The 13475-nt window shown below is 68.7% G+C and carries 13 protein-coding genes; 2 read left to right on the top strand and 11 right to left on the bottom strand.

The genetic code is table 11. The features are described from left to right. Window positions 1-9 precede the first annotated feature (9 nt). From L1081_RS00565 to apbC, 8 genes are all read right to left on the bottom strand, one after another. Complete coding sequence (locus L1081_RS00565; RefSeq protein WP_489414706.1) at window positions 10-795, bottom strand: ATP-binding cassette domain-containing protein; 786 nt, start codon at window positions 793-795, stop codon at window positions 10-12. Continuing rightward, window positions 792-1541, bottom strand: a complete 750-nt coding sequence (gene modA / locus L1081_RS00560) for a molybdate ABC transporter substrate-binding protein (RefSeq protein WP_489414705.1) — start codon at window positions 1539-1541, stop codon at window positions 792-794. The genes L1081_RS00565 and modA overlap by 4 nt, the downstream gene beginning before the upstream one ends. Before the next feature lie 28 nt (window positions 1542-1569). Beyond that, window positions 1570-2253 carry a molybdate ABC transporter permease subunit gene (modB, locus tag L1081_RS00555; RefSeq protein WP_489414704.1) on the bottom strand — a complete coding sequence of 228 codons (684 nt, stop codon included), beginning with the start codon at window positions 2251-2253 and terminating at the stop codon, window positions 1570-1572. Between the two features lie 111 nt (window positions 2254-2364). Then, window positions 2365-2712, bottom strand: coding sequence for a winged helix-turn-helix domain-containing protein (locus tag L1081_RS00550; protein WP_018906443.1), 348 nt, complete (start codon window positions 2710-2712; stop codon window positions 2365-2367). A gap of 81 nt (window positions 2713-2793) precedes the next feature. Then, window positions 2794-5667 carry a formate dehydrogenase subunit alpha gene (gene fdhF, locus L1081_RS00545; RefSeq protein ID WP_489414703.1) on the bottom strand — a complete coding sequence of 958 codons (2874 nt, stop codon included), beginning with the start codon at window positions 5665-5667 and terminating at the stop codon, window positions 2794-2796. Beyond that, the gene (locus L1081_RS00540; RefSeq protein ID WP_489416842.1) at window positions 5664-7409 is read right to left on the bottom strand and encodes an NAD(P)H-dependent oxidoreductase subunit E; all 1746 of its coding nucleotides are present in this window, start codon (window positions 7407-7409) and stop codon (window positions 5664-5666) included. The genes fdhF and L1081_RS00540 overlap by 4 nt, the downstream gene beginning before the upstream one ends. Window positions 7410-7650: 241 nt before the next feature. After that, window positions 7651-8595 (bottom strand): LysR substrate-binding domain-containing protein, encoded by a 945-nt coding sequence (locus tag L1081_RS00535; protein ID WP_489414702.1) that lies wholly within the window; start codon window positions 8593-8595, stop codon window positions 7651-7653. 14 nt (window positions 8596-8609) lie between these two features. Further along, on the bottom strand, window positions 8610-9701 hold the full coding sequence (apbC, locus tag L1081_RS00530; RefSeq protein ID WP_489414701.1) for an iron-sulfur cluster carrier protein ApbC: 1092 nt from the start codon (window positions 9699-9701) through the stop codon (window positions 8610-8612). A 102-nt stretch (window positions 9702-9803) separates the two neighbouring features. On the opposite strand from apbC, the gene L1081_RS00525 reads away from it, so the two are divergent. After that, on the top strand, window positions 9804-10997 hold the full coding sequence (locus tag L1081_RS00525) for a patatin-like phospholipase family protein (RefSeq protein ID WP_489414700.1): 1194 nt from the start codon (window positions 9804-9806) through the stop codon (window positions 10995-10997). Between the two features lie 6 nt (window positions 10998-11003). Here the strand turns inward: L1081_RS00525 and L1081_RS00520 are convergent, their stop codons facing one another. Further along, window positions 11004-11654 carry a TetR/AcrR family transcriptional regulator C-terminal domain-containing protein gene (locus L1081_RS00520; RefSeq protein ID WP_489414699.1) on the bottom strand — a complete coding sequence of 217 codons (651 nt, stop codon included), beginning with the start codon at window positions 11652-11654 and terminating at the stop codon, window positions 11004-11006. 77 nt (window positions 11655-11731) lie between these two features. On the opposite strand from L1081_RS00520, the gene L1081_RS00515 reads away from it, so the two are divergent. Continuing rightward, complete coding sequence (locus tag L1081_RS00515; protein ID WP_489414698.1) at window positions 11732-12307, top strand: redoxin domain-containing protein; 576 nt, start codon at window positions 11732-11734, stop codon at window positions 12305-12307. A gap of 10 nt (window positions 12308-12317) precedes the next feature. On the opposite strand, the gene L1081_RS00510 is transcribed toward L1081_RS00515, so the two are convergent. Together L1081_RS00510 and L1081_RS00505 are read right to left on the bottom strand one after the other, a co-directional pair. After that, on the bottom strand, window positions 12318-13106 hold the full coding sequence (locus tag L1081_RS00510; protein ID WP_489414697.1) for a phytanoyl-CoA dioxygenase family protein: 789 nt from the start codon (window positions 13104-13106) through the stop codon (window positions 12318-12320). 6 nt (window positions 13107-13112) lie between these two features. Next, a complete protein-coding gene (locus L1081_RS00505; protein ID WP_489414696.1) occupies window positions 13113-13469 on the bottom strand; it encodes a hypothetical protein in 357 nt (118 codons plus the stop codon). Window positions 13470-13475 lie beyond the last annotated feature (6 nt).

Here is a 13475-nt window from a genome sequence, read left to right as displayed (position 1 = left end):
CGCCGAGGGTCATCCCGCGTCCTGCATCAGCAGGCCGCGCAGCTTGCGATGCAGCGGCGAAGCCTCGGCGGCCGGTACGCCGCCCGCCTCGCGCAGCGCGAAATCGCGGCTCTGCGCGTTGTGCAGGTCGATCTCGCGCACCACCTGGCCGTCGCTGTAGACGAAGGCCACGTCGGCCAGCGCCAGCACGTCCTCGATGTCGTGCGTGATCATCAGCACCGGAATGCCCCACTGGCGGCGCACCTGCGCGAGTTCGTGGCGCAGTTCGCTGCGCAGCATGGGGTTGAGCGCGGCAAAGGGCTCGTCGAGCAGCAGCACCTGCGGCTGGCAGGCCAGCGCGCGGGCCAGCGCCACGCGCTGCTGCTGGCCGCCCGAGAGCTTCTGCGGCCGGCTGTCGGCCAGCGCCGCCAGGCCGAAGCCTTCGAGCAGCGCCTGCACCCTCTCGGCCTCGCGCGGCGGCAGCCGGCGCCGGTGCCACGCGGTCAGGCCGAAGGCCACGTTCTCGCGCACCGACAGGTGCGGGAACAGCGCGTAGTTCTGGAACAGGTAGCCGATGCGCCGCGCCGGCGCGGGCACGTCGATGCCGCGGGCGGAGTCGTAGAGCGTGCGGCCGTCCAGCCGCACATGGCCCGCCGACGGATGCAGCAGCCCCGCGATGGCCTGCAAGGTGAGCGTCTTGCCCGCGCCCGAGGGGCCGTAGAGCGCCGCAAAGGGCACGTCGGTCGCGAAGCGCGCCGCCAGGTCGAAGCGGCGCGTGCCATCGGTGACGGTGAGCTTCAGGTCGACGTCGATCATGGCTTGCCGAAGCCGTGGCGCGCGAGCACCTCGCGCGCCGCATCGCTGGAAAGAAAAGCCACGAAATCGCCGGCCAGCGCCTTCTGGCGGCTGTCGGCGACCACCGCGACCGGGTAGGTCACCGGCATGGTGGCCGTCGGCGCAAAGGCGACCCGGACCTTCTGGCTCATCACGGCCGCATCGGTGCGGTAGACGAAGCCGGCTTCGACCTCGCCGCGGGCCACGTAGTCGAGCACCTGGCGCACGCTGTCGGCCTGCACGAACTTCGGCTCGAGCACGCTCCAGAGCCCCGCGCCTTCCAGCACCTGCCGCGTGTAGCGGCCGACCGGCACGGTGGCTGTCTTGCCGACGGCAATCCTCCGGATGCCCGCGCCGGAAAGGTCCTGCAGCGACTTGACGCCGACCGCGCCCTTGGCCGGCTCGATCAGCACCAGGGCGTTGCTCGCGAAGTTGCGGCGCGTGGCCGCATCAATGAGCTTCTGCTCGGCGGCGCGGCCCATCGTCTCCTGGTCGGCGCTCGCGAACACGTCGACCGGGGCGCCCTGTCCGATCTGCTGCAGCAGCACGCCCGAGGCCGCGAAATTGAAGCGAACCGTGGCACCCGGCTTCGCGGCCTCGAACTTCGGGCCGAGCTCCTTGAACGCGTCCGTCAGGCTCGCGGCTGCGGACACGGTGATCTGCTGGGCCGTTGCGGCCAGCGGCAGCGCCACGGCCAGGACAAGGGACAGGAGACGGAGCGAACGCATGCTGGTTTTCAGATTGGGGGTGAGGCGGTCAGCGCAGCGAGAAAAACCGGTTCGACAGCACCAGCACGGTGACCGACAGCAGCGAGGTCACCAGCACGAGCAGTAGCGCGAGGTCGTCGTGGCCGGCCTGCACCGCGTCGTAGATGGCCATCGACAGGGTCTGGGTCTGCTGTGGAATGGAGCCCGCCACCATCAGCGAAGCGCCGAATTCGCCCATGGCGCGCGCGAACGCGAGCAGCGTGCCGGCCAGGATGCCGGGCCAGGCCAGCGGCAGCGTCACGCGCAGGAAAACCGAGAATGGCGACTGGCGCAGCGTGCTGGCGGCGGCTTCGAGCGAGCGGTCCACGCCCGCAAAGGCGGCGCTGGCCGACTTCAGCACCAGTGGCAGCGCCACCACGGCCGACGCCACCACGGCGCCATGCCAGCTGAAGATGATGCTGTAGTCGAAGTGCTCGCGCAGCCAGCTGCCGAGCGGGCTGTGTCGCCCCGCCGCCACCAGGATGGCGTAGCCGATGACCGTGGGCGGCAGCACCAGCGGCAGCATGAACACCGCCTCGAGCACCGTGCGGCCCGGAAAGCGCTTGCGCGCGAACACCCAGCCCAGCGCCACGCCGGCGACGAGCGCCAGCAGGGTCGCGACCGCGGCCACCTTGAGCGACAGCACCAGCGGGAACCAGTTGGCCGAGGCAATGAGGGAGTTCGTCGTATTCATGAAGATACAACGCAATTGTTGCACGAACGGGCGCTTCCCCCCTGAAGAGGCGCGCGTGGCGGGTGCGGGAGGATGGCGCCGATATCCCTTCGGATATAGCGCGGGAACGGATCAGGGCGCCAGCAGGCGCGTCAGCGCGCGCACGTCGGCCGCCGTGGCCAGGCGCGCGGCGTTCTCGATGGCACGGTAGTGCTTGACGATTTCCTCGCCCACGGGCGTGAGCGCGGTGCCGCCGCCGCGCGAGCCGCCGGCCGCGGTGTTCACGGCCGGGGAGCTGAGGGCGTTGTTCATTTCATCGATCAGCATCCAGGCACGCCGGTACGACATGCCCAGCTGGCGCGCCGCAGCAGAGATCGAGCCGGTTTCCGCCACCGCCTCCAGCACGGCGACCTTGCCGGGGCCGAAGGCGATGCTGTCGTCCCTGTAGATGCGCAGGCGGAACTGGACTCTGGTTTTCATGCCGGTGGTGATGCGAAGGAACGGTGCGGAAGGAGCTTGGCGCCAAGGTTAAACCATGGCCCCGCCCCTGCCGCCCCGCCCTCAGTCCACCGCCGCGAGCACGCCGGAGCCGGTGCCGTAGCCGGCCGCCGCCATCGGCTGGCCGCCGCGCGCAATGCGCACCGCGCAATACTTGAACTCCGGGATCTTGCCCATGGGATCGAGCGCGGCATTGGTCATCAGGTTGGCCGCTGCCTCGTAGTAGGCGAAGGGAACGAACACCGCGCCGCTGGGCGTGCCGTCGTCGCGTCGCACGTGGATGGCGACCTCGCCGCGGCGCGACTGCACGGTGATCACGTCGCCGGCCTCGAGCCCGAGCTTCAGCAGGTCGGCCTGGTTCATCGAGGCCGTGGCCATGGGCTCGAGCGCATCGAGCACAGAGGCGCGGCGCGTCATGCTGCCGGTGTGCCAGTGCTCGAGCTGGCGGCCGGTGATGAGCACGAAGGGGTACTCGGCATCGGGCCGCTCGTCGGCCGGGATGATGTCGGCCGGCACCAGCTTCACGCGCCCGTCGGCCGTGGGGAAGTCGTCGATGAACACCGTGGGCTGGCCCGGGTCTTCCTCGCTGAGGCAAGGGTAGGTCACGCTCGAATCGCGCTGCAGCCGCTCCCAGCTGATGCCGCTGATCACCGCATGCATGGCCTGGCGCATTTCCTCGTAGACCGCGGCCACGCCCGACTCCTCGCCCTCGTAGTTCCACGCGAGGCCCATGCCCTGGGCGATCTGCTGGATGATCCAGAGATCGGGCCGCGCATCGCCCGGCGGATTGAGCGCGCGCTTGCCCAGCTGCACCATGCGGTCGGTGTTGCTGACCGTGCCGGTCTTCTCGGGCCAGGCGCTCGCGGGCAGCACCACGTCTGCGAGCCAGGCGGTCTCGGTCATGAAGATGTCCTGCACCACCAGGTGCTCCAGGCTCGCGAGCGCATGGCGCGCATGGTTCAGGTCAGGGTCGCTCATGGCCGGGTTCTCGCCCATGATGTACATGCCGCGCACCTTGTGCGGATCGCTGTCGGGCGCCAGCGCCTTGTGCATGATCTCGACCACGGTGTAGCCCGGCGTCGCGTCGAGCGGCGTGCCCCAGAAGTTTTCGAACCACGCATGCACCGCCGGGTTGTCGACGCGCTGGTAGTTGGGGAACATCATCGGGATCAGGCCCGCGTCGCTCGCGCCCTGCACGTTGTTCTGGCCGCGCAGCGGATGCAGGCCCGAGCCCGGCTTGCCGATCTGGCCGGTGACTGTCGCCAGCGCAATGAGGCAGCGCGCGTTGTCGGTGCCGTGCACGTGCTGGCTCACGCCCATGCCCCAGAGGATCATCGAGCCCTTGGCCGTGGCAAAGGCCCGCGCCACTTCGCGCAGCGTTTCGGCCGGCACGCCGCAGATGGGCGCCATTGCCTCGGGGCTGTAGCCCTTCACGTTCTCGCGCAGCGCCTCGTAGTTGCTGGCGCGCGTGCGCACGAACTCCTGGTCGACCAGGCCTTCGTCGATCACGGCATGGATCAGCGCATTGAGCATGGCCACGTCGGTGTCGGCCTTGAACTGCAGCGTGCGCCAGGCATGGCGGCTGATGTCGGTACGGCGCGGGTCGGCCAGCACGATCTTGGCGCCGCGCTGGGCCGCGTTCTTCATCCAGGTGGCGGCCACCGGGTGGTTGGCCGTGGGGTTGGAGCCGATGACGAAGATCAGCCCCGCATGCTCCACGTCGTTGACCTGGTTGCTCACCGCGCCCGAGCCCACGCCTTCGAGCAGTGCGGCCACACTGGAGGCGTGGCACAGCCGCGTGCAGTGGTCGATGTTGTTGCTGCCGAAGCCCGTGCGCACGAGCTTCTGGAACAGGTAGGCCTCTTCGTTGCTGCCCTTGGCCGAACCGAAGCCCGCGAGCGACTTGGGCCCGTAGCTGTCGCGCAGGCCCGAGAGCTTGCCGGTGGTGAGCGCGAGCGCCTCTTCCCAGGTGGCTTCGCGGAAATATTCGCTCCAGTCGTCCGGCCGCGGCGTGTCGCCAAGATCCTTGGGCATGCCGGCCTTGCGGATCAGCGGCTTGGTCAGGCGCTGCGGATGGTGCGCGTAGTCGAAGCCGAAGCGGCCCTTCACGCACAGGCGGTTGTGGTTGGCCGGGCCGTCGCGGCCATCGACGCTGACGATCTTCTCGTCCTTCACGTTGTAGGTGACGAGGCAGCCCACGCCGCAGAACGGGCACACCGAATCGACCTTGCGGTCGACCTCCTGCGAGCCGATGTGGCTCTTGGGCATGAGCGCGCCGGTCGGGCAGGCCTGCACGCATTCGCCGCAGGCCACGCAGGTGCTGTCGCCCATCGGGTCGTCAAGGTCGAACACGATCTTGCTGTCGCCGCCGCGCAGCGCGTAGCCGATGACGTCGTTGACCTGCTCCTCGCGGCAGGCGCGCACGCAGCGGTTGCACTGGATGCAGGCATCAAGGTTGACGGCCATCGCCGGGTGCGAGATGTCGGTCTTCGGCTGCTCGCGGCGCAGCGCCTTGAGTTCGGGCCGCACCGCGATGTCGAGCTTCTTGGCCCAGGCGCTGAGCTCGCCGTGCTGCTGGGTGGCGTCGTCGCCGATCCATTTGTAGCCCTGGTCGGGCATGTCGGACAGCAGCATCTCGACCACCATCTTCTGGCTCTTGAGCGCGCGCTCGCTGGTGGCCTTCACTTCCATACCGGCCGTCACGTTGCGGCAGCAGCTGGGCGCGAGCGTGCGCTCGCCCTTCACCTCGACCACGCAGGCGCGGCAGTTGCCGTCGGCGCGGTAGCCGTCCTTGAAGCACAGGTGAGGAATCTCGACGCCGTGGCGCTCGGCCGCCTTGTAGATGGTTTCGCCGTCGAAGGCCTGGATGGCCTGGCCGTCGAGCGTGAATTCGATGGTTTGCGGCATCAGCTCCGCGAGCTTGGTCGGGGCGTTCATGCCACCTCCTCCGGAAAATATTGCTGGATGCAGCGGATCGGGTTGGGGGCCGCCTGGCCGAGCCCGCAGATGGAGGCATCGCCCATCACCTGCGCGAGGTCTTCGAGCGTGGCGTTGTCCCACACCGGCGCATGCATCAGCGCCGCGGCCTTGGCGGTGCCGACGCGGCAGGGCGTGCACTGGCCGCAGCTTTCGTGCTCGAAGAAGCGCATCACGTTGAGCGCGGCGTCGCGGGCGCGGTCGTGCTGGCTCAGCACCATCACCGCGGCCGAGCCGATGAAGCAGCCGTAGGGCTGCAGCGTGTCGAAGTCGAGCGGAATGTCGTTCATGCGCGCCGGCAGGATGCCGCCCGACGCGCCGCCCGGCAGGTAGGCATAGAGCGAGTGGCCGTCGAGCATGCCGCCGCAGTATTCGTCGATGAGCTCCTGCACCGTGATGCCTGCGGGCGCGAGCTTGACGCCCGGGTGCTTCACGCGGCCGCTCACGCTGAAGCTGCGCAGACCCTTGCGGCCGTGGCGGCCGAAGCCGCTGAACCAGGCCGCGCCTTTTTCGACGATGTCGCGCACCCAGTAGAGGGTTTCGAAGTTGTGCTCCAGTGTCGGGCGGCCGAACAGGCCCACCTGCGCGATGTAGGGCGGGCGCATGCGCGGCTCGCCGCGCTTGCCCTCGATGCTTTCGATCATGGCCGACTCTTCGCCGCAGATGTAGGCGCCCGCGCCGCGCCGAAGTTCGATACGCGGCAGCGCGCACGGCGGATCGGCCTGCAGCCGCGCCAGCTCGGTTTCGAGCAGCGCGCGGCAGTCGTGGTATTCGTCGCGCAGGTAGATGTAGCACTGCTCGATGCCGACGATCTGCGCCGCCACCACCAGGCCTTCGAGAAAACGGTGCGGGTCGCGCTCGAGGTAGGTGCGGTCCTTGAAGGTGCCGGGCTCGCCTTCGTCGATGTTCACCGCCATGAGCCGGGGCGCCGGCTGGTCGCGCACGATGCGCCACTTGCGCCCGGCCGGAAAGCCCGCGCCGCCCAGGCCGCGCAGGCCCGAGTCTTCCATGGTCTTGATGATGGCCTCGGCGTCTTCCTCGCCGTTGACGAGCGCGGATGCGAGCGCGTAGCCGCCATGCGCGCGGTAGGTGGCGTAGTCGGTGAAGGCCGGCATGCGCTCGATGGCACCGGGCAGCGGCGAGATGCTTTTCTCGGCGAACGCGGCCGCGTCGAAATACGCGACCGTGGCTTCGTCGGGATCGGACTTCAGCGCCTGCAGCACCTTCGCCGTGGTCGCGAGCGGCACGGCCTGCCGGTCGACGGCCACCGCGGGTGCCTGCTCGCAGCGGCCGATGCAGGGCGCCGCAATCACGCGCACGTCGCCGCCCTCGACGCCGAGCAGTTCGGGCAGCCGCGCCAGCAGGTCCCTGGCACCGGCCAGTTCGCAGGCCAGGCCGTCGCACACGCGGACCGTGAGGCCCGGTGCCGCTTCGTCGCCGCGCACCACCTCGAAGTGGTGATAGAAGGTCGCGACCTCGTAGACCTCGGCCATGGGAATGTTCATTTCCCGCGCCAGCGCCACCAGGTGGCGGTCGTGCAGGCAGCGGAAGGCGTCGTTGAGCTTGTGCAGGTGCTCGATGAGCAGGTCGCGCCGATGGCCCTCGGCCGGACGCGCGCCGATCAGCGTGCGCACTTCGAGCAGTGCCGCTTCTTCGGGCTGGCGGCCCTTGAGCTTGCTCTTGCGGCGGATGCGCTCGCGCATCTCGTCGGCGGTGGCGAGCGGCACGATGGTGTGCGTGCTGGCCGCTGCCTTTGTCGTTGTCTCGCGGGTCGTGGCTGGGTGGTTGTTCACTGCCTGGGCCTTTTTTCGATGTCTCGGAAATGCCCCAGCAATGCTTGAGGCTGACCGAGTGTGTGGGGCGGCCCTGGGCGCGTCAAATTCGATCGGCACATCGATCGATTCAATAACTAAATGGCCGTCCGGGACGGCCGCCGCACCGAGGCTATTCGCCGAGCGCGCCGCTGTGCAGCCGCACCTGCTCACGCCATGCCGGCGTCTGCAGGAACACCAGCGCGGCATCGAGCGCGCGCGAGGGGCGCACGCCGGTCTGGGTCATGAAGCCCAGCGGGGTCTTGACCTCGGGGGCGACCAGCGGCAAGGCCTCCAGCTCGCGGTAGCTGCGCACGGCCGCGACCATCGATCCCGGCAGCACGCTGCTGACGGTGCCGGCGAGCACGGCCAATGCAAGGGTAAGTACCGAGTTGGTCTCGATGGCCGGCTCCAGCGCGATGCCGGCGTCGCGCAGCGCCTGGTCGATGATCGAGCGGTTGTGCATGTCGGGCGTGAGCAGGCACAGCGGCAGCTTGCCGGCCTCGGCCCATGACATCGGCTGGCCGATGCGCAGCCGGTCGGCCGATGGCCTGGCCGCGCGCCGCAGCAGGAAGTAGTGCTCCACGCTCTGCGGCCAGGCCGTGAGCTTGATGCCCGGCAAATGCATGCGCTCGGTATAGCCGAGCGCGAGATCGACCGAGAGGCTTTCGAGCCCCGTTTCCAGGTCTTGCGAGCTCATCGAGAGCACCGCCGGCACGATGCCCGGGTGCAGCTCGTGCAGCATCGCGGCAAAGCGCGACAGCATCGGAATGGCGGTGGGCACCGCCGCCATGCGCAGCCGCCCGCGCGGATGGCCCTCTTCGCTTCGCAGCTCCTGCTGCAGCACCTCGTTGTCGCGCAGCATGCGCTGGGCCGTGGCCAGCACCCGCTCGCCTTCGTGCGTGAGCCCCACGTACACGCGCGCCCGCTTGACGATGACCACGCCGAACTCGCTTTCGAGCGAGCGCAGCGCGTTCGACAGCGCCGGCTGCGTGATGTGGCAGGCCTGCGCCGCGCGTCCGAAATGCTTGTGCTCGCTGAGCGCAACGAGATAGCGCATCGACGCGAGAAGATTCACGGGCGCGCCGCCGATCAGGTGTTCTTGCTGATGGAGATGGTCGGGAACTTCGCCGAGAAGTCCTTGGCCTTCTCGGCGATGCCCACGGCCACCTGCCGCGCGACGGCCTTGTAGATGCCGGCCACTTCGCCGTCGGGGTCGGCCACCACGGTCGGCTTGCCGCTGTCGGCCTGCAGCCGGATGTTGATGTCCAGCGGCAGCGCGCCCAGGTATTCCATCTGGTACTGCTCGGCCATCTTCTTGCCGCCCTCGGAGCCGAAGATGTGCTCGACGTGGCCGCAGTTGGAGCAGATGTGCACCGCCATGTTTTCCACGATGCCCAGGATCGGCACGCCGACCTTCTCGAACATCTTGATGCCCTTCTTGGCATCGAGCAGCGCGATGTCCTGCGGCGTGGTGACGATCACCGCGCCGGTCATCGGCACGCGCTGCGAAAGCGTGAGCTGGATGTCGCCGGTGCCGGGCGGCATGTCGACGATCAGGTAGTCGAGGTCTTTCCAGTTGGTCTGGCGCAGCAGCTGCTCCAGCGCCTGGGTGGCCATGGGGCCGCGCCAGATCATGGCCTCGTCCTGGTCGACCAGGAAGCCGATCGACATCACCTGCACGCCGTGGTTCTCGAGCGGCTCCATGGTCTTGCCGTCCTCGCTCTCGGGCCGGCCCTCGATGCCCAGCATCATCGGCTGGCTCGGGCCGTAGATGTCGGCGTCCAGCAGCCCGACGGCCGCGCCTTCGGCGGCCAGCGCCAGCGCCAGGTTGGCGGCCGTCGTGCTCTTGCCCACGCCGCCCTTGCCGGACGCCACCGCGATGATGTTCTTCACGTTGGGCATCAGCTGCACGCCGCGCTGCACCGCATGGCTGATGACCTTGGTCGTGATGTTGACCGAGACGTTGCTCACGCCCGGCGCCATCTTGGCCGCCGCCACCAGCGCCTTGCGCATGGCCGCGTGCTGGCTCTTGGCCGGGTAGCCGAGCTCGAGGTCGAACGACACGTCGCCATCCGATATCTGCAGGTTCTTGAGCGACCGGGTCGCCACGAAATTCTTGCCGGTGTTGGGATCTGCGACGGCCTTGAGCGCGTCCATGATGCCTTCTGGGGTGAGTGCCATTGATCTAACTCCTGAATGGCGGGTAGTCTAGTGGGTCTCATGGCTCGCCCCCGGGTGCGCACGCATCGCCTTTCCCCCACCGGGGACAACAACACCAATCAAATGCCAGAGACACCCCCCGCCACCGGCCTCCTGCTCACCGGCGGCGGCGCCCGGGCCGCCTACCAGGTCGGCGTGCTCGAGGCCATTGCCGGGATCCGGCGCGCAGCGGGCCTGGCCGGCCGACGCAATCCCTTCGACGTGATCACGGGCACCTCGGCCGGTGCCATCAACGCGGCTGCGCTGGCCTGTGGCGCCGACGACTTCGACGAAGCCGTCGAGCGCATCGCACAGGTCTGGCGCGACTTCCACGCCGGGCAGGTCTACCGCGCCGATTCGCTCTCGGTGCTCGGCAGCGGCACGCGCTGGCGCATGCTGCTCGGGCTCGGACGCTTTGCCGCCAACTGGATGCGCATCAAGCCGCGCTCGCTGCTGGACAACGCGCCGCTGGCCGACCTGCTGGCCCGCATGGTGCCGCTCGAGCGCCTGCCGCAGCTCATGCAGGAAGGCCACCTGCAGGCGCTGGCCGTGACCGCCTCGAGCTACAGCTCGGGCGAGCACGTCACCTTCTTCGAGGCCGCGGTGCCGATGGAGCCATGGGTGCGCTCGCAGAGGCTGTCGGTGCGCGACCGCATCAGCCACGCGCACCTGCTGGCCTCGTCGGCCATTCCCTTCGTGTTTCCGGCCACCGCGCTGCCGATGCAGGGGCACACCGAATACTTCGGCGACGGCTCGATGCGCCAGTCGGCGCCCATCGCGGCGGCCATCCACCTCGGCGCCAAGCGCATCCTGGTGATCGGTGCCGGCCGCATGCACGAGCCGCGCGACGCCGACGCGCCCAACACCTACAGCGGCTATCCCACCATGGCGCAGATCGCGGGCCATGCGCTGTCGAGCATCTTTCTCGACGCGCTGGCGGTGGACATCGAGCGGCTTCGGCGCATCAACCACACGCTCGGCCTGATTCCCGAGGAAGCGCGCGCATCGAGCTCGCTGCGCCCGCTCGACCTGCTGGTGATCGCGCCGTCGGAACGCCTCGACGTGATCGCGGCGCGCCATGTCGATGCGCTGCCCGGCGCGGTGCGCCACCTGCTGGGCGGCTCCAGGGTTGCGGCCGATGTGAAAGGCGGCGCGCTCGCGAGCTACCTGCTGTTCGAGGCTGGCTACACGCGCGAGCTGATGGCCCTTGGGCGGGCCGACGCAATGCGCCAGCAGGGCGAGGTGCTGCGGTTCTTCGGGTGGGATGCGGCTGTCTGAAGCAGATCAGCGCGCGCCACCGCGGTCTGCGGACAGCCCCGCCAGCAGCAGATCCAGGCTCGCCTGGAATTCGCCGTCCGCCGTGCTGCCCGCGGCCGCATTGGCAATGTCGATCAGGTGCGCAAAGCGCTCGGGCGGCAAGGCCCGGAACCGCGCGATCGTGAGCTCCGCCGATTCCTCGGCCTGCAGCGCCAGCGGCCCCGCCAGCTCCGATTGCGCAAGCCCCGTGATCAGCCCGGACACCGCGCGGAAAGCAACGAGCAGGGCCGGTCCCGAGCGCCCGCTGCGAGCCAGCGCGCGCAGCAGGGCTTCGGTCACCTCGAACACGGCCGGCGAGCGGCTGCGGCGCGTGAGGATCAACGGGATGGCATGCGGATGCGCCCGTACCGCCTGCCAGAGCGCCGTGGCAATGGCCCGGACTTCGTCCTGCCATTGCGCATAGCCGGAAAGCGGCCAGCGCGCTTCGCCGATCACCGCCTCCACCACCAGCAGGTCGATGTCCTCGCGCTGCGACACATAGTTGTAGAGCGTCATGGCGCCGGTGCCGAGCTCGCCGGCCAGTGCGCGCATGGAAAGGCCTGCCAGTCCTTCCCTGTCGACCAGCGCCAATGCGGCGGCCTGGAGCTGCGAGTGCGTGAATTTGGCGGGTCGTCCCATGAAAGCGGATGTTGACGCAGTTTCGAAGCTGCGAGTATAGTCAATTACGTACGATGTACGTTAAAGGAACCGGATTCATGAAACTCGCACCTGGGGACACGGCTCCCGCCATTGCCGCAAGCACCATCCACGGCAAGCCCGTCCGTGTTCCGGACCCGGTGCCGGGCTACGTGCACCTTCAGTTCCGGCGTTTCGCAGGCTGCCCCGTGTGCAACTTCCACCTGCTCACCATGGGCAGGCGCCAGGCGGAAATTGCCGCGGCGGGCATCCGCCAGGTGGTCTTCTTTCATTCGTCGCGCGAAGAAATGCTCAAGTACCAGGCGCAGCTGCCCTTCGATTGCGTCGCCGACGCGGGCAAGAAGCACTTCAAGGCGTTCAGGGTCGAGACCTCCGTACGGGCGTTCCTGCATCCCCGCGTCTTCTGGAGCGGGCTGCGGTGGATCCTGGCCGCCAGGCGCTTCTACACCCGGGCCGAGAACGGCATCCTGGGCCTGCCGGCGGACTTTCTCGTCGACGCGCACGGGCGCATCGCGGCCTGCAAGTACGGTGCGCATGCCGACGATCACTGGGAGGTGGACGAACTGCTGCAGCTGGCCCGCAAGGCGCAGCCCGCGCCAGCGAATCCGGGCGATGCGCCGGTCGTGCCGGCCTGACCGGGCGCGTTCAGCCATTCAGCGCCCGCCATATCGCCTCTTCCACCGGGTAGCGCACCGGCGACTCGAGCGTGAAAGGCTGCGCCGGCAGCAGCGGCGGCTGCGCCATGAAGCGCGGATGCGTGCCGCGGTGCGGCTGCGCCGAATGCACGAGGAACGGATGGCACAGGTACACGGTGCCCGCCGCGCCTGTTGCCAGCACCTCGGGCCGCCCGGCGGATTCGGCAAAACCATTGCGCGCCAGTTCCCCCAGCGACAGGCCTTCCTCGCCCGCCGGCGCCAGCATGCGGGCGATGTCGGCATGCGAGCCGGCGCGGATGCGCGTGGGTGCATCGTCGTCGGCCACGTCCGAGAAAAGAAAGAGCATCAGCAAGGCACGCCCCTTCGAGTGGATGTTCGCCCGCCAGGTCATGAAGTCAGGGTTCTCCAGCCCGAAGCTCACGTCGATGTGCCAGCCGGTGTCTCCCGGATTTTCGGCCGAGGGAAAGCGCACGGGGAAGGTGCCCATGCTGAAGCACGGCTGCCACCGCCCTGGGCCGACGAGCAGGTCGAAGGCGCTGTGCAGAAGCGGCGTGTTCGCCGCCTCTGCGAAGGGCCGCTGCGGGTACATGCCGAGCCGGATGACGGGCTTTGTCCACGTCGACGGATCGTCCGGATCGCATCCGGTGTCTCGCCACAGGATCGCGCGGGCCTCGGCCGCGAGTTCGCGCGAAAAGGCGTTGTCGATGCGCAGGAAGCCGTCGCGGATGAAGGCATGCGCGCGTGCATCGTTCGCCGAAAGATCCGAATGCTCAGTCATGGGCTGCTAGTTGAGTCCGAAGAGCACGAAGATGCCCGCGACGAACCAGTTCGCCTTTGCTGCGCGGGTCGCGCTCTCCTTCGAGATCGGCACCAGCTTCGCACGCTTCCAGGCCCGTAGGTTGCAAGCAATGGCAAGCACCAGCCCGCTGAAGAAAAGCAAAAAGGAATGCAGGCCGAGCGCACCGATCAGCGACACCACGACGATCACCACGCCCACCGCCCAGATGCCGCTCGAAGTGCTTGCCAGCACATGGCTGAAACCGCCGCAGGCTTCGCAGGTGGCGGGGGCGCCGCGGCTGGACCAGCGCTTGGCCATGCCGTCGATTCCCGGCTTGCGGCAGCTCGGACAGGTGTACTTCATGAAAAG

This window comes from Variovorax sp. MSC1_012, assembly GCF_023667525.1.
In the GTDB taxonomy this organism is placed as follows: Bacteria; Pseudomonadota; Gammaproteobacteria; order Burkholderiales; family Burkholderiaceae_C; genus Variovorax; species Variovorax beijingensis_B.
Note: the sequence above shows the minus strand (reverse complement) of the source record. Positions and strands in the feature narration are given on the sequence as shown.

Bases quoted from the DNA above. Each gene is read 5' to 3' on its own strand.
- L1081_RS00565 (WP_489414706.1), bottom strand. From the start codon at position 795: ATGATCGACGTCGACCTGAAGCTCACCGTCACCGATGGCACGCGCCGC.
- modA (WP_489414705.1), bottom strand. From the start codon at position 1,541: ATGCGTTCGCTCCGTCTCCTGTCCCTTGTCCTGGCCGTGGCGCTGCCG.
- modB (WP_489414704.1), bottom strand. From the start codon at position 2,253: ATGAATACGACGAACTCCCTCATTGCCTCGGCCAACTGGTTCCCGCTG.
- L1081_RS00550 (WP_018906443.1), bottom strand. From the start codon at position 2,712: ATGAAAACCAGAGTCCAGTTCCGCCTGCGCATCTACAGGGACGACAGC.
- fdhF (WP_489414703.1), bottom strand. From the start codon at position 5,667: ATGAACGCCCCGACCAAGCTCGCGGAGCTGATGCCGCAAACCATCGAA.
- L1081_RS00540 (WP_489416842.1), bottom strand. From the start codon at position 7,409: ATGCGCGAGCGCATCCGCCGCAAGAGCAAGCTCAAGGGCCGCCAGCCC.
- apbC (WP_489414701.1), bottom strand. From the start codon at position 9,701: ATGGCACTCACCCCAGAAGGCATCATGGACGCGCTCAAGGCCGTCGCA.
- L1081_RS00525 (WP_489414700.1), top strand. From the start codon at position 9,804: ATGCCAGAGACACCCCCCGCCACCGGCCTCCTGCTCACCGGCGGCGGC.
- L1081_RS00520 (WP_489414699.1), bottom strand. From the start codon at position 11,654: ATGGGACGACCCGCCAAATTCACGCACTCGCAGCTCCAGGCCGCCGCA.
- L1081_RS00515 (WP_489414698.1), top strand. From the start codon at position 11,732: ATGAAACTCGCACCTGGGGACACGGCTCCCGCCATTGCCGCAAGCACC.
- L1081_RS00510 (WP_489414697.1), bottom strand. From the start codon at position 13,106: ATGACTGAGCATTCGGATCTTTCGGCGAACGATGCACGCGCGCATGCC.
- L1081_RS00505 (WP_489414696.1), bottom strand. From the start codon at position 13,469: ATGAAGTACACCTGTCCGAGCTGCCGCAAGCCGGGAATCGACGGCATG.